Genomic DNA, 22,911 nt, shown 5'->3' on the forward strand with positions numbered 1-22,911 from the left:
TGTCTCAGTTGTCTCGCGTTGTCTTGCAGGATTCGAATCGCATCAAGAAAAGCCGTCAGGCGTTGGGCAATACGGCGATCGCATTGATTTCGATGAGATAGTCGGGCGACACCATTTTCGTGACCTCGACCATCGTCGATGCGGGCAGTGGCGGACGGAAGTATTCGCGACGCACTTTGTGAATGGCTTCGAAGTGCTCCATGTTGCGCACGTACACATCCACACGGCACACGTCATCGAGCGTGCCGCCCGCAGCGGTCACCGCATTCTTGATGTTCTCGCACACCTGACGCGTCTGCGCTTCGATGTCGCCGACACCCGCAATGCTGCCGTCGGGGCAACGTGCCGTCATGCCCGAGATGAACACGAGCTTGCCGCGTGCCTCGATGGTCGTTGCCTGCGCGAAATGCCCATTGGGTGTGCGCAGGGCGTCGGTACTGATCTGTTCTTTTGCCATGATGAGAGTCCTGTTCTGCTGCGGGAAAACGTCAAAGGGATTGCCATGCGGCAGGCACGTCGATGCCGGCCGCGCGCGCGAGTTCGCTCAACTGTCTGGCCGTATCAGCTGACACGGGGCACTGTTCGCAATGGTCCTGCGCGAACTGCCAACTCTGTTCGCCGGGACTGAAGACACGCGCGACACCAGGTGCAGCCTGCGATTCGCGCACGGCGCGCGCGAAATCGCTGGCACGTTGTGCGAGCGGTTGTTGCAAGCCGAAGTGCGAGGGATCGATAGCGAGAAATGCCTGAGCGCTGCCGTAGGGTGTGGCGGTGTCGCCATACAGCGGCTGTACTTCGTTGCCCACTGCGCCGTCAGACAAGCCGCCGCACAACAGATCAACCATGAACGCCAGCCCGAAGCCTTTCGGCCCCGCGGCCGGCAGTAACATGCCGGCAATGGCGGTCGCCGGGTCGCGGGTCGGTGCACCTTGTGCGTCGGTGGCCCAGCCGTCGGGAAGGGTTTTGCCAGCGCGTTCCGCGAGCCGAATCTTGCCCATCGCGCTGGCGCTCATCGCCATGTCGAGCACCACCGGCACATCGTCGGCATGAGGCATGGCGATGGCGAGCGGGTTGTTGCCGACACGCCGTTGCGCACCACCGGGAGCAGGCATCAATGGCCGCGTGTTGGCCATGGCGATGCCCACACATCCCGCATCCGCCATGCGACGCGCCCAGTAGCCCGCTTCGCCGAAGTGAAATGCGTTACGCACGGTCACCATCGCAAGGCCATATTCCCGCGCCCGAACGGTGGCGAGATGGCAGGCCTGATGCGCGCTCAATTGGCCGAGCCCGTTCGCGGCGTCGAGCACCAGCGTGGTCTTGCCGTCGTGCACGATCTGCGCTTCGTCGGCAGACGTCACCGAACCTGCCTTCATGCGTGCCAGATACATCGGCACCAGCATGACACCGTGCGACGCCTTGCCGCTGATGTCGGCCGCTACCAGTGCGTGCGCGACGATCTCCGCGCCCGCCGCCGACACGCCCGCCGCCGTGAACAACGCGGCGATCAGCGTGTGCAGTTGCGCGGGCGGCAGACCGTCAGGAACGTGTTCAGTGGGCATCGCGCTCGTCCGTGTACCAGTCAGGCTTTTGCGGGTAATGCGGACCATCGTAAATCTCGACCACGATGGTTTCTTCATGTGCCATCGTCGGGCCGTGCACGTTGCCTTTGGGGTTGCAGTAGAAGCTGCCGGGCAGCAGCGTCACACCCGTAGACGTGTATTCGTATTTCCCGCTCAGGCAGTACATGAACTGGTTCGACGCATGCGAATGCGGTGCCGGAATACCCGCGCCTTTCGAGAACTTGATGAGCGCGATGGATGCGCCGGTGGCCTCGTCGCGCCAGAACATTTTTTCGGCAATGCCCGCGAGCGACTTGTCGCGCCACGGCATCGCTTCGCTGTGCAGCAGGATCTCGGCAAGCGAGGGCATCGGGGCACCCGTGGGTGCGGACTGGCGGTCTTCACTGCTCATGGAGCGATCTCCCTGTATGACGTGTCGGACGTATCGGTGCGTCGGTGTGCCTGCACAACGGCGCGTCTGTTGATGCGTAACCTTTCAATGCGGCTTCCGCTCCTGCTACGCGGCCTCGGCGGTATGCGGCAGCCACGGTTGCAGCGCCACTTCGATCAGCGCGACGGCGCCGTACAACCCAAGCCCCAGAATCGCGAGTGAGATCAAGGCGGCGAACGCCAGCGGCGTGTTGAGTTGCGAGTTCGCCACGAGCAACAGATTGCCCAAACCCTCGTTGCTCCCCACGAACTCACCGATCACCGCACCGATGACCGCCAGCGTCACCGCGATCTTGGCCCCCGAGACGATGTGCGGCAGCGCCGCCGGCATCTGGATCTTGGTGAATATCTGCATGCGCGTGGCGCGCAACGACGTCGCCAGTTCCAGCAGGCTCACCGGCGTGTTACGCAGCCCGGCAGCGGTATCGACCACGATGGGGAAGAACGCCACCAGCCAGACGAGCGCGAGCTTCGATTCGATGCCGGTGCCCAGCCACACGAGAATGATCGGTGCGAGCGCGACTTTCGGCACCGACTGCATCGCGATGAGCAGCGGATAGAACATGCGGTTGAGTACGGGGGAATTCGCGATGACGAAGGCAATAGGCACGCCCACAATGAACGCCAGTCCGAAGCCGTAGATGCATTCCTGCAACGTCACCCAGCCTTGCGAGACGAGCGCGGCACGGTCGCTGACGAACGACTGCGCAATCTGGGCAGGCGTGGGCAACACCGCGATGGAGACGTTGAACATCGTGACGTAGAGCTGCCAGAGCACGATGACGAAGACGATGCCCAGCGTCGGATAGGCCACGGCACGGAGATTCACTTTTGACATTTCACGACTCCCAGCGACGCGCTTGCATGGCGCTCGTACGCGGTGAACTGCGGCGTGAAGCGCATTTCTTGCGTGCGCGGATACGGCAGATCGATGTCGATGCGCTCGGCAATCTTCGCCGGGCGGCGGCTGAACACGAGTACCTGATCGGAGAGGTAGATCGCCTCGGAAATGCTGTGCGTGACGAACATCACCGCAGCGCGGGTGTGCTCGCGCACATTGAGCAGCAAGTCGTGCATCTCCATGCGGGTGAAGTCGTCGAGTGCACCGAAGGGCTCATCCATCAGCAACAGGCGCGGCGCGTGAATCAGCGCACGGCAGAGCGCCACGCGTTGCTGCATGCCGCCGGAGAGTTCGTGCGGCCGGGCGTCGGCAAACGATGCCAGACCGACAAGCTCAAGCAGTTCTCGTGCCCGTGACTTGGCTGCGGCGTCGGCGCGCCCGAGGATTTCCATCGGGAACAACACGTTGGTCAGTACGTTGCGCCAGGGCATCAGATTCGCACTCTGGAACACGATGCCGAAGTCGCGCTGCGCGCCGGTAATCGGCTGCCCGTCGATGCGCACCACGCCGGTCGTCGGGCGAGTCAGCCCGGCGACCACACGCAACAACGTGGTCTTGCCGCAACCACTCGGCCCCAGCAGCGCGACCAGCTGGCCCGCTTCGAAACTGCAACTCACGCTCTCCAGCGCGACCGTCTGCGCATTCTTGCCGCGCGGCGGGTAGACCTTGCTCACGCCTTCGATTTCGGCGAACGGCTGGGAAACACGTTGAACAGCGGGTTGAGCAGCGGGAGCCGCGCTGGCTTGAGACGCAATGGCGTGCGCGGCGTCGCGAGGTGCGTTCATGCGCCCACCTTCGGTAGAAATTCTGTCGTGTACAACTCGGCCGCGGTGGGGGCCTTGCCGGTGATGCCGATGTTCTGCGCGATGAAGTCGAGGCTGCGTTTCATGCGATCGGCGTCGATCCAGCCCAACCCGTTCTGCTGGGTCGCCGGGCTCTGCGCGAGCGTGGCGAGCAACTTGATTTCGCCCACGGCAACTTCGTGATTAAGACCGGGCACGTAATTCGCCATAACAGTGGCGGCGCCCTCGGGATCGGCCAATGTGTCGCGCCAACCCTGCATCGCCGCCTTGACGAAAGCGCGCACGGTGTCGGGCTGCGCCTTGATCATTTCGTCTTTCACCAGCAGGCCGTTGGCGTACAACTCCAGTCCGTTGGACGCGAGCAGCAACGTGGTCAGTTGCCCCGGCGGCAAGACTTTCTCGATGCCTACCTGACTGAAGATGAAGTTCTCGATGGCCGGCACCTTCTTGCTCAGCAGCATGCTCACGCGCGCCGAGCCGTCGACGTTGACGAACTTGATCGACGCTGGGTCGAGCTTGTGCTGCTTCATGAAGCCCTGAATCACCTTGGGCGAGAAACTGCCCGCGCCGCTGGCGACTTCGAGACCGGTGAGCTTGTCGGGCGAGCCGGCGTTGGCGCCTGACGCGAGCGAGAAGATGGCGTAGGGCGCGCTCTGGTAGTTCATCGCCACGAAGCGCGCGCTGCTGGCGCCGCGAGCGCGGGCCAGTGCCAGCGACACCACATCGGAAAACGCAAACTGCGCGATCCCCGATTCGAGTGCCTGAATGGCTTGGGCGGTGCCCTGCCCCGGCACGATCTTGACGTTCAGACCGGCTTGTTTGAAGTACCCCTTGCCGAGGGCGACGTACCACGGCGCGTGACGTCCGAGTACCGTGAAATCGAGCGACAAGGTGAGCTCGCCCGGCGGCTTGTTCTGCGCGTGCGCGCTGCCCCACGACCCCGCCATCCAACCCGCTGTCGCGGCCCCGATCGCCTGTACTACCTGCCGACGCTTGCTGTTCATTGCCATTACCCGACTCCCAAGGAGATACCAGCCGATGACACTTGCACGCCAATGCTCACGCCCCGCTGCGGGTAGGAACTACACCCTTCACACTTCCCAGAAAAGCAGTTGTGTGCGCTTGCGGGTCGTAATATAGTGTGTGAAATGTTGTGTGATATGTTACAGAATTGCAACCGGAAAATTATTCATGTCGAGGTTTCTGGGTCGTGAAGCGATGTCGACGCGGCTTCTGAACATTGGCGGCGTGGTTCGGTGCGCGCTGCATCAGTCGATGCGTCAGACGGTACGCCGGGCGTTGCGGTTATGCCGTCGCGCGGCAGTCGGACTGCTGACGCGGCGCCTCATGGCGGCTGGTGTGTGCGGCGCGTCGCTGGCCGCATGTCGACAGCGGCAGACGCGAGATGGCGCTGCGATAGAATGCGCGCAGCCTGTCGTGGCCGATGCAATCGCCACCTGGCGCGACGTACGCCGCTCGGTTGCCCTCGCGCAACTGGCCATTTGCCTGACCCCGAAGTGGCATCGCCGCGCTTGCCTGCCCCGCAGGCGTCATCCCGTTGGAAAGAATCGATGAAAAGCTTTAAAGAGATGCCCGCCACGGCCAGCGCCGCACAACCGATCCGCACGTCACACGCCGCGCCCTCACGCGACGCCAACGGCAACACGTCGACACGTATCCGCAAGGGGCCGTCGCTTGCCGAACAAGCTTACGACGAGATCAAGCGCCGCATTCTGTCGCTCGAATTCGGTCCCGGTCAGTTGTTCAACGAGTTGATGATTTGTGAGCTCATCGGCTTCAGCCGCTCACCGGTGCATCACGCGATTCAACGTCTCAAGCTCGAAGGCCTGATCGACATCATTCCGCGTAAGGGTTTGCAGATTCGCCGCGAGTCGATGGACGAGATTCTCGATCTGCTCGAAGCGCGATGGGCCGTGGAAGCCAACGTGGCAGCACTGGCTGCACAACGTCGCACTGACGAGCAACTGGTTCGCATGCGCGCGCTGCTGGCGGCGTCGAGCGAATTGAATCGCGACGACGATCGCGACCGCTTCATGCAGATCGATCACGACTTTCATGCCGTGATTGCCGAGGCGGCAGGCAACAGCGCACTGACCGACATCATGCGCTCGCTGCACGAGCGCTCCGCACGGCTCTGGAAGCTGCGGGTGCTGGCGCCCGGCGACCTTCCGCACACGCAGGACGAGCACCACGCCGTGCTCGACGCGATTGAAGCGCGCGATAGTGTGGCGGCGTCCAATGCGATGGCCGCGCATCTGGCGTCGCTGCGACGCCGGCGTGTCGCGCCCGCAGGCTGATTACCCAGTTACTGCCCGTCGCTTTCGATGCCCGCAACGGCGTCGCCTAACGAGCGATTCGCCGCACTGCGCAGGCAATCCAGCGCGGCCACCACGGCCGCGCGGTTTGCACCGTCGTCGCGCCAGTACATCGAAATGGCGCCGAAGCCTGCGAGTCGCAGCGGCACGATGCGCAATGCGCCCAGTGCCTGCAAGCGGCTCGCCGTGCGATGCGACGCCAGCCCGATCATGTCGCTATTGTTGAGCAGCGTGAGGTTGAGGATGGTGGAATTCGATTCGACCGTATCGCTCGGCAACGGGTAGCCCGCCTCAGCAAGCGCCGCTTCCAATGCGTTACGAATCGGGGTGCCGCGCGGCCAGACTACCCAGCGATAGCGCTGCATGTCGGGCCAATCCACCTGATCGAGCGAAAACACCGGATGCCGGGCACGCGCGACAAAGTGCAGCGGCTCAAGATAGAGCGCTTCCGCGCGCACGCTGCGATCCTGCAATTCCGGCGCCGAACGTCCCACCACGATGTCGATTTCGCTGTGCGCGAGCTGGTTCATCAACCGGTCCATCGTGTTTTCAATCACGCGCGCCTGCACGCGCGGCATGCGCTGCAACAGCAGTAGCACTGCCAGCGGCACCGTATCCGCCGACGATGCGCCCGACGTCCCGATCGCCACCAGCCCGCTGCCGCCCTCGCGCATCGCGTCGAGATCGTCGCGTGCGGTGTCGAGCTGTGCCTCGATGCGGCGCGCGTGTTCGATCAGGGCTTCCCCGTAGGCCGTCGGCCGCAAGCCGCGCGCCTGACGCTCGAACAGCGGCAGGCCGATATCGTCTTCCAGATCTTTCAGCCACTTCGACAGGCCGGGCTGCGTGGTGTTGAGCAACGCCGCCGACTGGCTCATGTTGCCGGTCTCCGCGAGGGTCAGCAGCATCTGCAAGTTGCGCAGACGCAAGCGGTGGGTCCAATCCATGCGCAGTCTCCGGGCACACGTCGGTGCCTTCAATTCGATTCAAACACCGTCCGAGCCATACGATTTTTCGTATGGATCCGATGATTTTTTCATTTCAGAAGTTATGTCTGGCCGAGTATAACGCTATCCATAGACCGACCGGGGCCCCATCCAGCGGGGCCGCCGGGCCAAAAACACCGATATGGAGACACGCATGTCCGAACGCGCCCCCTGCGCCGAGCGCGCTGCCTATTACGAGCACATTGGCCGCAACCACATGGCCCCGCTGTGGGAATCGCTGCACAGTCTCGTGCCGCCCCAGCCGCGCCCGCGTGTGGTGCCCGCCATCTGGAAATACAACGAAGTGCGCCCGCTGGTGATGGAAGCCGGCCGCATGATCAGCGCCGAGGAAGCCGTGCGCCGTGTGCTGATTCTGCAAAATCCGGGCACGCCGGGCTCATCAAGCATTACCGGCTCGCTGTACGCCGGGTTGCAGTTGATTCTGCCGGGCGAGATCGCCCCGAGCCACCGTCACACGCAATCGGCGCTGCGCTTCATCGTGGAAGGCCGTGGCGCGTGGACCGCCGTGAATGGCGAGCGCACCACCATGCATCCGGGCGATTTCATCATCACGCCCTCGTGGACGTGGCACGACCACGGCAATCCGTCCGATGGCGAGCCGGTGGTCTGGCTCGACGGGCTCGATATTCCGCTGGTGCAGTATTTCGACGCCGGCTTTGCAGAGAACTACCCCGAGTCGCAGCAGCCGGTGCAACGCCCCGAGGGCGACAGCTTCGCGCGCTACGGCTTCAACATGCTGCCCGTGCGCCACAAGGTGAGCGACCCGACGTCGCCGATTTTCAGCTATCCGTACGCCCGCTCGCGCGAAGCGCTGGACACGCTGTATCGCAATGGCGAACTCGATCCGTGGGACGGCATCAAGCTGCGCTACGTCAATCCGGCCACAGGTGGCTGGCCGATGCCGACCATGGCGACGTTCATGCAATACCTGCCGGCCGGCTTCCAAGGCAAGACCTACCGCAGCACCGACGCCACCGTGTTCTCGGTGGTCGAAGGGCGCGGCACGGTGCGCATTGGCGACGAGCAGTTCCAGTTCGAACCGCGCGATCACTTTGTCGTGCCGTCGTGGGCGCCGGTGCAGCTCGCCGCGCTGGAAGACGCCGTGCTGTTCAGCTATTCGGACCGCCCGGTGCTCACCGCGCTGAATCTGCTGCGCGAATCACGCACCTGATCGCCGCACACGACCCCACAATTTTTCATTTCTTCGTCGAGTCAAACACTATGTCTTTCGTCTTCGCTCCGCCTGCCACTGTCGTCGTCCCCGTTGCCGGCAGCAACGATCAATTTGCCGTACGCCGCGTGTATTGCGTGGGCCGCAACTACGCCGCCCATGCGCGTGAAATGGGCTTCGATCCGGACCGCGAACCGCCGTTCTTCTTCTGCAAGCCGGCCGACGCCGTGCTGCCGGTCGCCTACGGTGAAACGTTGGAAGTGAAGTACCCGGCGCAGACGAGCAACTATCACTACGAAGCCGAACTCGTTGCGGTCATCGGCAAGGCGGGTTCCGACATTCCGCTCGAACAAGCGCTGGAACACGTATGGGGCTACGCCGTCGGTTTGGACATGACGCGCCGCGATCTGCAAATGAAAATGCGCGAGATGGGCCGTCCGTGGGAAATCGGCAAGGCGTTCGACGCGTCGGCACCGATCGGCCCGATTCATCCGGTGTCGAGCGTGGGTCACATCGCGAAGGCCGCGATTTCGTTGACCGTCGACGGCGTGCAAAAGCAAAAGAGCGACATCACCCACCTGATCTGGTCGGTGGCGGAAACCGTGTCGTATCTGTCGCAGTTCTTCCGCCTCGAACCGGGCGACCTGATCTACACCGGCACGCCCGAAGGCGTGGGTCCGGTCAAGGCAGGCGAGACGATGGTCACGGCCGTCGAAGGTCTGGGCGAGATCACCGTGCGCGTGGTCTGAGGCAATTATGGTCATGCAGCTCTACAGCTTCTTCAATAGCTCGACGTCCTATCGCGTGCGCATTGCGCTGGCGCTCAAGGGTCTCGCGTTCGACACCATCGGCGTGAACATTCGCGTCGGCGAGCATCGCGCTGAGGCCTATGTCGACGAGGTCAATCCGTCGGCCGTGGTACCCGCGATTGTCGATGGCGACTTCTCGCTCGGCCAGTCGCTCGCGATTCTCGATTACCTCGACGCGAAGTACCCCACGCCGCGCCTGTTGCCGCAAGACATGGAAGCGCGTGCCCGGGTGCTGGAACTGGCCGCGCTGATCAGTTGCGACATTCACCCGGTCAACAACCTGCGGATTCTGAAGTATCTGCAAGGCACGCTCGGCCTGACCGCTGCGCAAAAGGACGCGTGGTATCAGCACTGGATCGCCGAAGGCATGGCCGGCGTGGAGCGTCTGCTGATGAAGCACGGCCACGGCCCGTGGTGTTTCGGTGAAGCACCGACGCTGGCCGATGTGTGCCTGATCCCGCAGATCGCGAATGCCCGGCGCATGGGGTGCGATTTATCGGCGTATCCGCGCGCGTTGGCCGTGTTCGAGCACGCCGCAGCCCACCCCGCCTTCGTGGCGGCAGCGCCGGACAAGCAGCCAGATTTCACGGCGTGAGATCGACGGCCGGGAAAGAAAGCAGTAGCGCCAGAAGAGGCAGCAGGAGACAACCATGACACAACCCCATCAACCGAAAGCGCTCGTCGTCGGCGGCGGCATCGGCGGTCTGGCCGCCGCGCTCGCCCTCGCGAATCAGGGCGTACGCATTGAACTGCTTGAGCAGGCCGAGACCATCGGCGAGATTGGCGCAGGCATTCAGCTTGCGGCCAACGCCTTCGCCGCGCTCGACGCGCTGGGTGTCGGCGAGGCCGCACGCGACCGGTCGGTCTTCACCGATCACATCACGTTGCGCGACGCCATCGACCGCAGCGTGATTGCCGAAGTCGACGTAGGCGCACCGTATCGCGAGCGCTTCGGCAACCCGTATGCGGTGATTCACCGCGCCGACATCCATCTGTCGATTCTGGAAGCCGTGCAACGCAATCCGCTGATTCAGTTCAAGACGGCCACCCGCGTCGTCTCGCTGGAGCAGGACGACAGCGGCGTCACCGTGATCGATCAGCATGGCGAGCGGCACACGGCCGATGCCGTGATCGGTTGCGACGGCGTGAAGTCTGCCGTGCGCGATGCGCTCATCGGTGACGAGCCGCGTGTGACCGGGCACGTGGTGTATCGCGCCGTAGTCGACGTCGAGAACATGCCGAAGGATTTGCAGGTCAACGCGCCGGTGGTGTGGGCAGGCCCGCATTGCCATCTGGTGCATTACCCGTTGCGCGGCGGCAAGCAATACAACCTCGTGGTGACGTTTCACAGCCGCGAGCAGGAAGTTTGGGGCGTGCGCGACGGCAGCAAGGAAGAAGTGCTGTCGTACTTCGACGGCATCGACCCGCTGCCGCACCAGATGCTCGATCGCCCGACCTCGTGGCGCCGTTGGGCGACAGCCGATCGTGACCCGGTGGAGCAATGGAGCTTTGGCCGCGCCACCATTCTCGGTGATGCCGCGCATCCGATGACGCAATACATCGCGCAGGGCGCCTGTCAGGCACTGGAAGACGCGGTCACGCTGGGCGCCGCATACGTCGCGGCCAAGGGCGACTTCGTCGACGCCTTCCGCCGCTATGAATACGCGCGCATTCCGCGCACGGCACGCGTGCTGTACGGCGCTCGCGACATGGGCCGCGTGTATCACGCCAAGGGTGTGGATCGCTGGGTGCGCAATTCGCTCTGGCAGGGTCGCACACAGCCGCAGTTCTACGACGCGCTGCAATGGCTGCACGGCTGGCGCGCGGAGAACTGCCTGTCGCAAACCCCGTGGTTGCGCAACGCATAACAGCAGTGGCATTGCCGTTCAGATAACAAAAACAACGCAATGCATTCGCGTACGCGGCAGTCATGCCGCGACGCTTCTGGCACCTTCGAGGAGACAACCTATGCCAGTGAGTCCCATCAACGTTACGGCGTTCATCGACCGGCATCGTATTTCGCCGTTTCAGGTGATGATCGTCGTGCTGTGTTTTCTGATCGTCGCCATCGACGGTTTCGACACGGCCGCCATCGGCTTTATCGCTCCAGCCATTCGTGCCGAGTGGTCGCTCACGCCCGCGCATCTCGCACCGCTCTTCGGTGCGGGTCTGGCCGGCCTGATGGCGGGTGCGTTCCTGTTCGGACCGCTTGCCGACAAGTTCGGCCGCAAGTCGATCCTCATTTTCTCGGTCGTTTTTTTCGGACTGGCGAGTCTGGCCTCGGCATGGTCGATGGAATTGTGGCAACTGATTGCGCTGCGTTTTCTGACCGGGCTCGGCTTGGGCGGTGCAATGCCCAATGCGATCACGCTGACCTCGGAGTACTGCCCGGAGTCGCGCCGGTCGTTTCTCGTGACCACGATGTTCTGCGGCTTCACGCTGGGCTCGGCGTTCGGTGGACTGGCATCTGCCGGGCTCATCGAGGTGTTCGGCTGGCGCTCGGTGCTGATTGTCGGCGGTGTGATGCCGCTCGTGCTCGGTGCCGTTCTGGTGCGTGCGTTGCCGGAATCGGTGCGATACCTCGTGATGGCCGGCAAGGCACCGGCGCGTATTGCGGCGTCGCTGCAACGGATCGCCCCGAATGAAGACCTGCGCGGCGCAACGTTCAACATCGCGACCAAGCCGTCGACCACGTCGCCCGTGAGGCATCTGTTTAAACCGGCGCTGCTACGCGGCACGCTGCTGTTCTGGCTCACTTTCTTCATGAGCCTGCTGGTGATTTATCTGCTCTCGAGCTGGCTGCCCACGCTGCTACGCACTAACGGCCTGACGCTGCGCAATGCCGCGATCGTCACCGCCATGTTTCAGGTCGGCGGCACGCTCGGGGCGATTGTGCTCGGCTGGCTGATGGACCGTTTCAATCCGCACTACGTGCTCGCGGCAGCTTATGCGCTGGCCGGTGTCTGTGTCGCTGCCGTCGGCCCGCTCGCCAGTTCGCCGGTGCTCGCGTCGGTGGCCGTGTTTTGGGCAGGGTTCTGCGTGTCGGGCGGGCAAGTCGGTGCCAATGCGCTGTCGGCCGAGTTCTATCCGACCGACTGCCGTGCGACCGGGGTGAGCTGGGCCAACGGCGTGGGCCGTCTCGGGTCGGTGGTCGGGTCGGTCGGCGGTGCGTCGATGCTTGCCATGGGCTGGTCGATGCCGGCACTGTTCGCCGCTATCGGTGTGCCGGCCGTGCTGGCCGGTGCGACCATGCTGACGCTGGGACGTTTGCGTCATCGCGAAGCGACGATGGCGTTGGAGGCAACGGCTTGAGGGACGCGGTCAGTTCACGTGATTTTTGCTCGTCGTTTCGTCAGACGTAACGCCGTTGATGATGTGACGTAATGCCATGCGATGCGGGCGCCTTTCGCTTCATGCGAAGGCGCCCGCAGGCATTTGGGGCCTGCCTCTCGTCGACACAAAGAAATTGCGTTGCTGCATTGCGCAAGACATCGCAGATAGGAATACAGTATCGGCTGTCATTCCACCCTGTCGCCGGAGATTGAAGGTGTCGCTGCCCCCACTGCTGGTCATTATCCCGATGCATCCCGAGCAGTTGTCCGAACTGCAAACCCATTTCGATGTGATCTATCGCCCGAGCCATCACGCCACGCCGGAAGGCTGGGGTGACGAAGGCGCGCGCGCACGCTTCGTGCTGACCAATGGCTCACGCGGCATAAGCGCCGCCGAGCTGACGCATCTGCCGAAGGTCGAGTTGGTCAGTGCGTTGGGCGCTGGCTACGAAAACCTCGATCTCGACGCGTTGCATGCGCGCAAGATCGTTGCCGTGAACGGTGCCGGGGCCAATGCGCCGACCGTGGCCGATCAGGGATTTGCGCTGCTGCTGGCCGCCGTGCGCCGCATTCCCGAATACGACGCCGCATGCCGTAAGGGCGTGTGGCGCGACGCGTTGCCGATGCAACCGGGCGTGTCGGGTAAGAAGTTGGGGATCGTGGGGCTGGGTGCGGTGGGCAAGCAGTTTGCCAAACGCGGCGAAGGCTTCGACATGCAGATCGGCTATCGCAATCGCAAACAGCGCGACGACGTGCCTGCGCACTATCAATATTTCGATAGCGTAGTCGCGCTGGCCGAATGGGCCGACTACCTGGTCGTGACGGCACCGGGCGGCGCGGAAACGCTGCACATGGTGAATGCCGAGGTGTTGCGCGCGCTGGGCGAGCACGGCTTTCTCGTCAATCTCGGTAGAGGCAGCGCGGTGGATACGGCCGCACTCGCCGATGCCCTGCGCAACGGCACGATTGCCGGTGCCGGGCTGGATGTGTACGAGGGCGAACCGTCACCGCCGAAGGCACTCATCGACTTGCAGAACATCGTGCTGAGCCCGCACGTCGCCGGCCGGTCGCCGGAAGCCGAAGCCGCCACGATCGCCATGTTCATCGAGAACACGCGTCGCTATCAGGCGGGCGAAGCGGTGTTGACGCCGCTGTAAATTGGGTGAGTCGCCTCGGATCTCATCTTTCGTCAATCTCACTGGCGTGGCGTCAACACCACCGACAACTGACGGTTGAACAAAGAGGCGGGAATCCGGGTCAGGTAGCCGAGCGCGATGGCCGCATCCATCAGCTCGGCTCGTGTACTCGCGCGAAACTTATCCTTCAAAACCTCCAGATGCATCTCGACCGTGCGCGGCGACACGCCCAAGACTTTTCCTATCATTTTGGCTGACCAGCCGCGCACATAGAAGAAGATGACCTCGCAAGCACGTGACGACAGCGCGATATCGACATGCCGATCGATCGCAAGACTGGTCTGTCCTTCGCGCATCGTTACCCTGTCGCCGCACCACATCTGATTCAGCAAAGGCCCGAGCGCGACATACGCCGGCACGCTGGACAAATTCGCGCCGTGAAAGATCGTGCCGACGACTTGACCGGCATCGTCCATCAACGGCGTCTTCGTGACGACGTGTGCCTGCCACGCGTCACCGGCGTACGGATGCCAGTCGAACACCTCCAATGTCCGCCGGGTACGCATGACTTCAGCGTCTTGCGCACGAAACTCGCTCGCGCACTCGACGGTCCGGCAGGGCAGCTCAAAGTCTGTTCGTCCCGGAAGATCCCGTGGATGGGCAATACCCATTAGCCGTGCGTAGCTCTCGTTGACATAGAGAAATGCGGAGTCCGCGTCCTTGCATCCCCAGCACCCGGGCATGGCGTCGAAAAAACTCCTGAGTCGCTGTCCGATATCGACGGTCATTCGTGTGTCCCCTCGTCTTGACGATGACCCACATCATGCCGCGTTGCACGTCACCCATCGGTCATTGGGGATCCAGCAATAGCCTCATCAGAAAAATCCCAAGCACCCGTCTCTGTGCGCCCCAATGTGCTCGATGGGTGACCGCTTCTGCGCGATTCGCGTCCCTCGTAATCGATACGATTCCATCGGCATGCCGGCCGTCCTAGGATGGGGTCGTGCGTTACCGAACATTCGACCGGCGATGCCTGTGGCGCACATTCCGTTCACTCATTCAGGAGCTTTCACCATGATCAAGAACATCGACGCCCGTCGCATCGTTCATCTCAAGAATCAGTCCTCGTGCGCCATTATCGTGACCGTTGGCGAAGGCTGATCCGCCATCGTCGCGAATCGCGCATAGCGGGTGTCCGGGTGGGTCTTCACCGCTCGGACACCGTTCGGACAGGTTGCCTGCGAATGAGGATGAGGAGCGATTTGATGGATATCTTTGACCCGCGCCCGAGTACGGAACGCGCTGCCTGGTTGGCGCGAGAGAACCTGCTGCACAGTCAAAAATCGTTGGACTACCTGCTCGATGCCTGTGAAGGCTGCCTTCCCGACGCATTGCACGCGGCGAGTCACGATTTCCTTCGTTCGCTATCTGACGACGCAACGACACGGGCAAGCGGATTGGTTTTCACGGCCATCTGGCGTCTGGCGAATGCGATACGGCGCAAGGATGAATCCGAGATTCACGTGGTGCTCACCAATCTGGTGATGGGCTCAGCGTTGAGTGCCCGGTCGTGTCGATTCCTCGTGGGAAGCACGGCAGGGGCGTGCGACGCCGATCGCAACTTCCTTCACGGCCTGGGAGACGACACCTACAAGACCGTCTTTCACGATGCCTCCCCGAACGCAGCACTCGCGCGAATGCATACACTCGACGACTGCTTTCGACGACTCCGCGACATCGACCCGGTTCTGCACGGTGAAGTCGCCGAGATCGTCAACGAGATATATCTGTTCGAGGCGACCACATGCCACTCGCGCGACACGCTGTATGCCGGCAGCGACTTTCACCGGCTCGGATGCCTCTACGTCAATGTCATCGCAACTTCAAAACCCGCCTGGTTCTGGCTCGACAAGCTGGTGCACGAGTCCGCACATCAGGTGATGTTGTCGTTGATGATTCACGACGAGTTCGTATTGAACGACGACAGCGAGCGCTATACCTCGCCTTTGCGCAAAGAGCCTCGCACGGTGACCGGTATTTATCACGCGATGTTCGTCGTCTACCGCATCGTGCATTGCTTTCGGCGCACGCTCGCCACGCAACGCTTGACGGACGCGGAACGTGGTTATATCGCGGACGCCATCACGCAATACCAAAGAAAATTTGTCGACGCCCATCACGTGTTGATCGAGCACGGCAAGTTGACGGCAGGCGCAAAGCACATGCTCGAACAATGCCGTCATCTTATGCAGGAGGTACACGCGTGAGTTTTACCGAGAGTCTGAGCCCGCGCGCTCGCGAACTGATCGACGCGTTCGATCCGCGGGCACTGACGCGTATTGACGAGACCTTGCACCCGATTGCCCCGCACCTCGTCGAACGGCTTGTGAAATCGATCTATGAAGATGCCTATCAACGTGACGGACTGTCGTTTCGCGAGCGCCATATCGCAACCTTGTCAGCGCTGGTGGCTTTCGGTGACACGGAGCGGCAACTTCGATTCCAGGGCCATGCAGCGTTCCGTCATGGATTCACGTGGCGCGACATCGAGGAAATTTTGATTCAGAACGCCGCCTTTTGCGGCTTTTCGCGAGCCATCAATGCAGCGCTGGTGCTAAACGAGGCGTACCACGCCCTTGAAGCGGAGGGTGAAGGTGTCTGACGCACGCAGCAGCATCCCCCCGGGTCGGGACGCATGGACGGCCTTTGTCTTTTATCAGTTTTCCGATCTGTGCTTTTCCGCATCTATCAGGATTTGCGCGATGAGCTTTGCGTGGATCATGATCGAGCGGTATCACGACGACAACTTTCTCGGTAATGCGCTTACGCTGGCGTGGTCGCTGCAACTAGTGGGAATGTATGTCGCTGGCAAGCTCGGTGACTGCTTTCCGAAACAGCGCATTGCGATGACCGCGGTGATGACGGGATGTGTCGCAACGCTGGTATTCGCGCTGATGGGTGCATCGGGCTCGCCTTATTGGCTCGCCGGCATGTTCTGCCTCATTTCTGCGGCGGGCGGCGTCTGTCAGCCGATACATGTCAGCATTACCCCCGAACTCTGTCCGACAGGAAAGACCGCTGAAGCCTTCGCGCATCGTGGCAAGGTCAGCTCAGCGAACCTGATTCTGGGACCTGCATTGTCCGGCGGGTTGATCTCACTGGCGGGTATCGCAGCGACGACGGTTTTTTCGTTCTCTGCCGCGCTCATGGCGTGCTTTTTTCTGGGTGGTACGCAGCGGTGTTCGCGATACCCTTCCCCCGCCGTCAGACGTAGCGGGGGGACGCCGTCGGGCACCGCATTACTGCTACGTCTGCCGACTGAGCGAGCACTGGCGTTGCTGTCGGCAGCGTTCAACTTTGTCATTGTCCCGTGGCTGACGCTTCTGCTGCCCGTGTTGATCCTTCAACGGCTGTCGCTAGGCGCGCTCGCACTCGGCTGTGCAGAAGGCGCCTTCGGCGTTGGCATGATGCTTGCCAGCGGCAGGGTTCTATCCACCGCCAATTACCGCTTCGGCCGTGCCATGACAACCGTCATCGGCGGTGTCGCGATGGCCACGATGCTGATCTGGGCGTCTTGCACCCAATCGCTCTTATGGATCTGCGTCGGCGCACTGTTGGGAGGCGCGGGTTTGATTCTCTTCAATGTGAACACGATGACCGTACGCTGCATGGCCACACCGCCCGAATACCGGAGCCGCCTTGAGGCCTGCTTCTTGATGGTTTGCGCCGCCTCCATCCCATTTGGCACCGCATGTTTTACCCGCGCGATGGTGAGCGCAGAGGTCTCCGACATCATCGGCTACGCTGGCTTCGGGCTACTGGCCTGCTCGATTGCGCTGATGCTTGTGCCGAACTTCCGGTATCTGATGGCGCTGGACGACAATTCTCTTGAGGGCGCCTACCTTCGGCGCTACCCCGAAGCCTTCAGAGCACGCGAACAGCGCGGTCAGTGATTATCGAGCCCGTCGACGCTCCGCTCGGGAGAGGGTGAGAGTGTCACGCCGTCGTTGACGGGTTCGAATTCAATGCTGCTCTTTGCACTCCCCGTCGCGAAGACGGTGTCGCACGTGGGGCATTTCACCTGCGCATCGGAGTGGAGATAGTCGTGGAGGGCCTGCACGGTCGGCTCGCTCGCGACGACGGCAAAGCGGGACTTGCAGGTCGGACAAACAACGAACCCGGTGTGAATCGACAGCATGGCAAGCCTCCTGCGAGGTAGGTCGCTAAAGAATACATGGGCCCGATCAGGATTGCTCGTCGCGGGATGGCTCACAGCCAATCGGTGCGACGAGGTTTTCGCCTCGTAGACGCGTCCGACGCCGGATGATCGTTTGCCGCGACGCCCACGGTCGGCTCACCGGGACCGTCGGTCGCACCTGCATTGCGGCCCCGCTGGCGCGGATCGAAATCGCGCCACTCGCCATCCTCCCAGACACCGTTGGCCTGCTCGATCGACGCAGCACCGGCGTCGCGCAATACTGCGATGGCCGTATCGGCATTGGATTCGCTCACGTGCGTTGCGAGCATCACGCCCGCGTCACGCATGCCTGCCTGCGCTGCTGTCACGGCTTCGCGCCCACGCAAGCGGCGCAGTGCGCCGAGAAACGCACCCAGATAGGCACCGGCCATCATGCCGACCACCGGCACGAGCCAGAATCGCCACGCGACGACGAACAACAACGCGCCGACGGCCAACCCGAAGGCACCACCCGCAATGACCCCCTGCGCCGCGCCCTTACCTGCCGGTCGTGCGGCTGCATCGGCGTCTACGTCGCCCCCCGTCGGAAACTTCGCATGCTGTCCGGTCGGGTTCAGAAAGAAAACCGACACGTCAGTCGGTGGAAACGCCCGGTCATACAACCGGCGCGCCACCAGATTCGCCTGATCGAACGTCGTGAATCGGCCTGCCACGATCATCGCCATCGAAAACCTCCCTTCAGTCTGGTGCTGACTTACGGCACCCATTACTGTGGGATGGAAGGTTTTCCACTTTGTTTCATTGATGAATTCTTGGATGCGGCGCGTACGCATTGAGAAAATCAATACGCGAACACCCCGCCGTGACGGCATCGCATAAACCTTCAATCACAAGGCGCTCATCCCTCAATGAGGGTCTCGACGTCATCAACGTAGGAAAATCTTTTGTCATTCAATTGAATTACAATTCATGCCAATCAACTTTGCCAAGGAGCCCCCACCATGGTAGCTAGCGCATTGGTGCAAGCACGCATCGATCCCGCGCTCAAGGAGCGCGCCACTGCCGTATTAGAGAACATGGGCCTGACCGTTTCGGACGTCGTCCGCATACTTCTCACGCGTATCGCCAACGAGGGAACGTTGCCGTTCGCGTTCGCAGTGGACCCAGAGGCTCACGACGCCTGGTTTCGCCGCAAAGTGCACGAAGCGCTCGAAGACACCCGTCCCGCCATCCCCGACGACGAGGTCGAGGCCCATTTCGCAGCACGCCGGGCAACCGCCCGCAAACGCACTTCGAGCAAAAGGTAATCCGTGAGATTAGAGTGGTCGCAACACGCAGTTCAGGATCGAAACGATATTTTCGATTTCATCGAGCAACACAGCCCGGGTGCCGCCGTCTGGATCGACTCACGGATCCATCAGCAGCTTCGTGCCTTGCTTCGGCATCCCGCCTCCGGAAGACTGGGCCGAGTTCGCGGCACACGCGAACTGGTCATCACACGCACGCCTTATATTGCGGCTTATCGTCTGTTGCCCATGCGTGTCCGGGTGCTTCGCATTCTGCACTCGGCGCAACAGTGGCCTGACATCTCACAAGAGCGATCGAGGCACTAACGTGCCCCCACACCCGCATCGCCCTCTTGCAGCCATCGACGTTTGTCACGCAGCGGCGCTTCACCAAATACGCGCGCATATTCACGGCTGAATTGCGACGCGCTTTCGTACCCAACCGCCTGCGCAGCGGCGGCCACGGCAATGTCTGCCGCGAAGATCAGCCGGCGTGCTTCCTGCAATCGCAACTGCTTCTGATACTGCAACGGGCTCATCGCCGTCACCAACTTGAAGTGGTGATGCAGTGACGACACGCTCATGTGCACCTCCTGCGCCAGCGTCTCCACCCGCAGCGGCTGCGTGTAATGCTCGCGCAACCAGCGCACCGCATGCGCGACGCGGTTCATCTGGCTATCCTGCAACGCCATTTGCCGCAGCAGCACGCCCTGCCCGTTCATCAGCAGACGATAGACAATCTCGCGCTTGATCATCGGCGCAAGAATCGGAATATCCCGCGGTGTCTCCAGCAAACGCAACAGACGCAACACGGCATCGAGCAATAACGCATCAAGACGATTCACATACATGCCACGGCCGCTCTCCGCAGGCGCGGGCGGCGGCAAGTGTTCATCGCCAATCAACGCCGTCACGTCGTCGACCGCGAGATCGAGCCGCAAACCAAGATACGGCGCATGCTCGCTTGCCCCGCTGACTTGCGCCACCACCGGCAAGTGCACCGACGAGACCATGTAGTGCATTGGATCGTAGGCATAACTCTCGTCGCCGATCCGCACGCGCTTCGCGCCCTGTGCGATCACCGCAAACGCAGGCAATTGCAACGCCGGTTTCGGCCCGCCCGGATGCAGAATACGGTGGACAAAAAGGCCCTCGACCGCCGTGGGCGTCGTCCCTTCCAGCCCGTGCGTCGCGCGCTCCAGCAATCTCACCAGTTCACTTCGCGCCGTGTGCGACGGATCGTCGGCAAACGCGCTCGCGGGCGTCACCGGCGGTTGTGTTTTGATCAGATGCATTTGAAAGGCTCCACAAGCCAAGCCGTGCAAGACAGCAATGTTGCACAGCATACGCCCGCCGAAGGAATTTGCCTGATCCTCCAACAACAGATCGACACGATCAAGCACGAAACTCGGAGAATCCGACAATTTCCATGCTCTCTCGCCACCCCGCCTGTCATCTCACAGCCATATTTCGCGTCATCTCCGGGCATCCGGATCGTCATTGCAGAATCAGGCAGGAAATATGTAGAAACAGGTACTGCTTGCCTGATGCACCGCGACGCATAATGCATCCCATCCCGTGCCTGCCATCTCCCCCGATGGCACCCGCAGCGGGTGGCGACTTCAACGGAGCAATGCAATGCGACAAAGAAAACTTGGCAACACCGGCCTTTTCGTCTCGGAACTGTGCCTCGGCACGATGACCTTCGGCGGTCAGGGCGAGCTGTGGAGCAAGATCGGACACTTGCAGCAGAACGACGTCGACACCCTCGTGGGCCGCGCACTCGACGCCGGTATCAACTTCATCGACACGGCCGATGTCTACTCGGAAGGTCAGTCGGAAATTCTCACCGGGCAGGCACTGCGCAACCTCAAGGTGCCGCGCGACAGCGTCGTGGTCGCCACCAAGGTTTTCGGTGCGACCGGTGCCCAAGGCACCAACTCGCGCGGGCTGTCGCGCTATCACATCATGGACGGCGTCAAGGCCAGCCTGAAGCGCACCGGCCTCGATCACATCGATCTGTATCAGGTGCACGGCTTCGACCCGGCCACGCCCATCGAAGAAACGCTCTCGGCACTCGACACCCTTGTGCGTCAGGGCGACGTGCGCTACATCGGTGTATCGAACTGGGCCGCCTGGCAAATCACCAAGGCGCTCGGCATCTCGGCCCGGCTCAACCTCGCGAGCTTTGCATCGCTACAGGCCTACTACACCGTCGCCGGGCGGGATCTGGAGCGCGAAATCGTTCCGATGCTGCGCAGCGAAAATGTCGGCCTCATGGTGTGGAGCCCGCTCGCCGGTGGTCTGCTCTCGGGCAAGTACACCCGCGACGGTCAGTCGGAAGCGGGTAGCCGCCGTCAAAGCTTCGACTTCCCGCCCGTGGAAGTGGAGCGCGCCTACGACGTCATCGACGTGATGCGTGGCATCGCTACGGAAAAGGGCGTGTCGGTCGCGCAGATCGCCCTCGCGTGGCTGCTGCACCAGCCGGTCGTCTCGACGGTCATCATCGGCGCCAAGCGTACCGATCAGCTCGATGACAACATCGCTGCCACCGGCGTCAAGCTCGAAGCCCGTGAGCTGGCCGCGATCGACGCCGCGAGCGCCCTGCCCGCCGAGTATCCGGGCTGGATGCTCTCGCGTCAGGGCGACCCGCGCCGTGCGCAACTGGCCGAAGCCGGTCTGCTGTAAGCACCGCAGGGCATGCGGTGCACGTCATCAGAACGTGTGCCGCATGCCCACGTTCACGCCGAGCTGATTCGTGCCCGGCGTGGGCGAACCGCCCGCACCGCCCGAACTCACGGAATACGCCGCATGCTCGCTGTTGGCGAGATAGCCCACTTGGGTATAGACGGCCGTGCGCTTCGAGAAGAAGTACGTGCCGCGCAGTGTCGCCATCGTCGCCCGCGTGTTCTGCCGCGCGTTAAGCATGCGGAACACTTCACCATCCACCGCGAATGTCGGCGTGAACTGGTACAGCGCACCCACGTAGAACATATCGGAATTGACGTCGGCCACCGCCGCCGACGCGGTCTGCACACGTCGGCCCAGCCAACCCGCGCCGACCTTCCAGTTTCCTCCCTTCACATACCCGTTCAACTGCCAACGCGTGTCCCTGTCGGCAGAACTCGTGAGCGGCACCGCCGCCGCACCGTTGAAGAAGCTCGCGGCCGCGCCAGTGCCGCCACGCTGCTCGTCCCATGCGCCCGCCACACCGAACCACGGCGTGTCGTATTTGAGCATCGTCGACACCTGCCGGCAGCTTGTCATCTGCCCCGGCACCTGTCCTGCGCATGTGCCCTGCCCCGGTGAATTGCCCGTGCCGCCGCTGTCGCGTCCGAACGAGTAGGTCGCACCCACCGTCAGCCCCTGAAACACGCCCTTGTAGGCCACAGTGTTGTCGCTGCGTGCATTCGGAATGTAGCTGTCGAGCGAGCCGCTGCCGTACAAGTCCGGGCCGAGAATGTCGGCGTCGGCCATGACCCAGAACGTCATCGAATACTGACGACCGATCGACAGCGTGCCGTATTGATTCGACAAGCCGACCCACGCCTGACGGCCGAACAATCGCCCGCCCTGATTCAGATCGCCCCCGCGCACGTTGAAACCGTTCTCCAGCATGAACAAGGCGTGCAAACCGCCGCCGAGGTCCTCGTCACCCCGCATGCCCCAGCGCGACGGCAGCGAGCCTGTATTGGCGGGCATGCGCACGAGTGAGCTGTTGTTGGTGCCCGCGTGAGAAATGTATTCGACGCCGGCATCGAGAATGCCGAAGAGCGTGACGCTCTGCGCCATCGCCGGGGTTTGCGCCAACGCGATGCCGGCGGCCAGCGCAAGCGCGGGCAGTACCTTGTGGGTCACGGTGTTGTCTCCTGTGAAGCGTTGTGGTGGTCCGGCCTGTGTCGGCCGGTAACAAGCAAACCGCC

25 protein-coding genes are annotated in these 22,911 nt (G+C 62.4%); 13 read left to right on the forward strand and 12 right to left on the reverse strand.

Going from position 1 to position 22,911, the window contains the following annotated elements; translation table 11 throughout:
* Positions 1-55: 55 nt before the first annotated feature.
* From CDV46_RS17335 to CDV46_RS17360, 6 genes are all read right to left on the reverse strand, one after another.
* Positions 56-457, reverse strand: coding sequence for a RidA family protein (locus tag CDV46_RS17335; RefSeq protein WP_087723881.1), 402 nt, complete (start codon positions 455-457; stop codon positions 56-58).
* Between the two features lie 31 nt (positions 458-488).
* Positions 489-1,562 (reverse strand): Ldh family oxidoreductase, encoded by a 1,074-nt coding sequence (locus CDV46_RS17340; protein WP_087723883.1) that lies wholly within the window; start codon positions 1,560-1,562, stop codon positions 489-491.
* On the reverse strand, positions 1,552-1,974 hold the full coding sequence (locus tag CDV46_RS17345; RefSeq protein WP_087689703.1) for a cupin domain-containing protein: 423 nt from the start codon (positions 1,972-1,974) through the stop codon (positions 1,552-1,554). The genes CDV46_RS17340 and CDV46_RS17345 overlap by 11 nt, the downstream gene beginning before the upstream one ends.
* Before the next feature lie 105 nt (positions 1,975-2,079).
* Entirely contained in the window at positions 2,080-2,850 is a 771-nt protein-coding gene (locus CDV46_RS17350; protein WP_087723885.1) for an ABC transporter permease, read from the reverse strand.
* On the reverse strand, positions 2,838-3,698 hold the full coding sequence (locus CDV46_RS17355; protein WP_087689707.1) for an ABC transporter ATP-binding protein: 861 nt from the start codon (positions 3,696-3,698) through the stop codon (positions 2,838-2,840). Before CDV46_RS17355 ends, CDV46_RS17350 begins: the two co-directional genes overlap by 13 nt.
* Positions 3,695-4,726: an ABC transporter substrate-binding protein gene (locus CDV46_RS17360; protein ID WP_087723887.1), complete on the reverse strand. Its 1,032-nt coding sequence runs from the start codon at positions 4,724-4,726 to the stop codon at positions 3,695-3,697. The genes CDV46_RS17355 and CDV46_RS17360 overlap by 4 nt, the downstream gene beginning before the upstream one ends.
* A 561-nt stretch (positions 4,727-5,287) precedes the next feature.
* Here CDV46_RS17360 and CDV46_RS17365 point away from each other — a divergent pair.
* Positions 5,288-6,034, forward strand: a complete 747-nt coding sequence (locus tag CDV46_RS17365; protein WP_170936041.1) for a GntR family transcriptional regulator — start codon at positions 5,288-5,290, stop codon at positions 6,032-6,034.
* 8 nt (positions 6,035-6,042) lie between these two features.
* Here the strand turns inward: CDV46_RS17365 and CDV46_RS17370 are convergent, their stop codons facing one another.
* The gene (locus CDV46_RS17370) at positions 6,043-6,996 is read right to left on the reverse strand and encodes a LysR family transcriptional regulator (RefSeq protein ID WP_058377237.1); all 954 of its coding nucleotides are present in this window, start codon (positions 6,994-6,996) and stop codon (positions 6,043-6,045) included.
* A gap of 193 nt (positions 6,997-7,189) precedes the next feature.
* Here CDV46_RS17370 and gtdA point away from each other — a divergent pair, with 193 nt between their 5' ends.
* The 6 genes from gtdA (at position 7,190) to CDV46_RS17400 (ending at position 13,525) form a co-directional block, all read left to right on the forward strand.
* Positions 7,190-8,227: a gentisate 1,2-dioxygenase gene (gene gtdA / locus CDV46_RS17375; protein ID WP_087723891.1), complete on the forward strand. Its 1,038-nt coding sequence runs from the start codon at positions 7,190-7,192 to the stop codon at positions 8,225-8,227.
* Positions 8,228-8,277: 50 nt separating this feature from the next.
* The gene (locus tag CDV46_RS17380) at positions 8,278-8,976 is read left to right on the forward strand and encodes a fumarylacetoacetate hydrolase family protein (protein ID WP_087723894.1); all 699 of its coding nucleotides are present in this window, start codon (positions 8,278-8,280) and stop codon (positions 8,974-8,976) included.
* 13 nt (positions 8,977-8,989) lie between these two features.
* Entirely contained in the window at positions 8,990-9,631 is a 642-nt protein-coding gene (maiA, locus tag CDV46_RS17385) for a maleylacetoacetate isomerase (RefSeq protein WP_087689716.1), read from the forward strand.
* A 55-nt stretch (positions 9,632-9,686) separates the two neighbouring features.
* Positions 9,687-10,904: a 3-hydroxybenzoate 6-monooxygenase gene (locus CDV46_RS17390; RefSeq protein WP_087723896.1), complete on the forward strand. Its 1,218-nt coding sequence runs from the start codon at positions 9,687-9,689 to the stop codon at positions 10,902-10,904.
* A gap of 100 nt (positions 10,905-11,004) precedes the next feature.
* Positions 11,005-12,348 (forward strand): MFS transporter, encoded by a 1,344-nt coding sequence (locus tag CDV46_RS17395; RefSeq protein ID WP_087723898.1) that lies wholly within the window; start codon positions 11,005-11,007, stop codon positions 12,346-12,348.
* 268 nt (positions 12,349-12,616) lie between these two features.
* A complete protein-coding gene (locus tag CDV46_RS17400; protein ID WP_087724166.1) occupies positions 12,617-13,525 on the forward strand; it encodes a 2-hydroxyacid dehydrogenase in 909 nt (302 codons plus the stop codon).
* A 38-nt stretch (positions 13,526-13,563) separates the two neighbouring features.
* On the opposite strand, the gene CDV46_RS17405 is transcribed toward CDV46_RS17400, so the two are convergent.
* Positions 13,564-14,292, reverse strand: a complete 729-nt coding sequence (locus CDV46_RS17405) for a helix-turn-helix transcriptional regulator (RefSeq protein ID WP_087689723.1) — start codon at positions 14,290-14,292, stop codon at positions 13,564-13,566.
* 339 nt (positions 14,293-14,631) lie between these two features.
* On the opposite strand from CDV46_RS17405, the gene CDV46_RS17410 reads away from it, so the two are divergent.
* The 3 genes from CDV46_RS17410 (at position 14,632) to CDV46_RS17420 (ending at position 17,457) form a co-directional block, all read left to right on the forward strand.
* Positions 14,632-15,771, forward strand: coding sequence for an aKG-HExxH-type peptide beta-hydroxylase (locus CDV46_RS17410; protein WP_176399101.1), 1,140 nt, complete (start codon positions 14,632-14,634; stop codon positions 15,769-15,771).
* Between the two features lie 119 nt (positions 15,772-15,890).
* Positions 15,891-16,166, forward strand: coding sequence for a carboxymuconolactone decarboxylase family protein (locus CDV46_RS27285; protein WP_217896748.1), 276 nt, complete (start codon positions 15,891-15,893; stop codon positions 16,164-16,166).
* Entirely contained in the window at positions 16,159-17,457 is a 1,299-nt protein-coding gene (locus CDV46_RS17420) for an MFS transporter (protein ID WP_140413408.1), read from the forward strand. Before CDV46_RS27285 ends, CDV46_RS17420 begins: the two co-directional genes overlap by 8 nt.
* On the opposite strand, the gene CDV46_RS17425 is transcribed toward CDV46_RS17420, so the two are convergent.
* Both CDV46_RS17425 and CDV46_RS17430 read right to left on the reverse strand, forming a co-directional pair.
* On the reverse strand, positions 17,451-17,702 hold the full coding sequence (locus CDV46_RS17425) for a hypothetical protein (protein ID WP_087689731.1): 252 nt from the start codon (positions 17,700-17,702) through the stop codon (positions 17,451-17,453). The two genes, CDV46_RS17420 and CDV46_RS17425, sit on opposite strands and share 7 nt — an antisense overlap.
* Positions 17,703-17,773: 71 nt before the next feature.
* On the reverse strand, positions 17,774-18,427 hold the full coding sequence (locus tag CDV46_RS17430; protein WP_249277625.1) for a hypothetical protein: 654 nt from the start codon (positions 18,425-18,427) through the stop codon (positions 17,774-17,776).
* A 276-nt stretch (positions 18,428-18,703) separates the two neighbouring features.
* On the opposite strand from CDV46_RS17430, the gene CDV46_RS17435 reads away from it, so the two are divergent.
* Positions 18,704-19,009 carry a type II toxin-antitoxin system RelB/DinJ family antitoxin gene (locus CDV46_RS17435; protein WP_087723904.1) on the forward strand — a complete coding sequence of 102 codons (306 nt, stop codon included), beginning with the start codon at positions 18,704-18,706 and terminating at the stop codon, positions 19,007-19,009.
* 3 nt (positions 19,010-19,012) lie between these two features.
* The gene (locus CDV46_RS17440; RefSeq protein ID WP_087723906.1) at positions 19,013-19,315 is read left to right on the forward strand and encodes a type II toxin-antitoxin system RelE/ParE family toxin; all 303 of its coding nucleotides are present in this window, start codon (positions 19,013-19,015) and stop codon (positions 19,313-19,315) included.
* Here CDV46_RS17440 and CDV46_RS17445 read toward each other — a convergent pair.
* The gene (locus CDV46_RS17445) at positions 19,312-20,283 is read right to left on the reverse strand and encodes an AraC family transcriptional regulator (protein ID WP_254916099.1); all 972 of its coding nucleotides are present in this window, start codon (positions 20,281-20,283) and stop codon (positions 19,312-19,314) included. The genes CDV46_RS17440 and CDV46_RS17445 overlap by 4 nt on opposite strands.
* A gap of 343 nt (positions 20,284-20,626) precedes the next feature.
* Here CDV46_RS17445 and CDV46_RS17450 point away from each other — a divergent pair, with 343 nt between their 5' ends.
* On the forward strand, positions 20,627-21,676 hold the full coding sequence (locus tag CDV46_RS17450) for an aldo/keto reductase (RefSeq protein ID WP_087723908.1): 1,050 nt from the start codon (positions 20,627-20,629) through the stop codon (positions 21,674-21,676).
* A gap of 27 nt (positions 21,677-21,703) precedes the next feature.
* Here CDV46_RS17450 and CDV46_RS17455 read toward each other — a convergent pair whose 3' ends face one another.
* Positions 21,704-22,846: a porin gene (locus tag CDV46_RS17455; protein WP_441339338.1), complete on the reverse strand. Its 1,143-nt coding sequence runs from the start codon at positions 22,844-22,846 to the stop codon at positions 21,704-21,706.
* Between the last annotated feature and the right edge of the window lie 65 nt (positions 22,847-22,911).

Source organism: Pandoraea sp. PE-S2T-3 (genome assembly GCF_002179965.1).
In the GTDB taxonomy this organism is placed as follows: Bacteria; Pseudomonadota; Gammaproteobacteria; order Burkholderiales; family Burkholderiaceae; genus Pandoraea.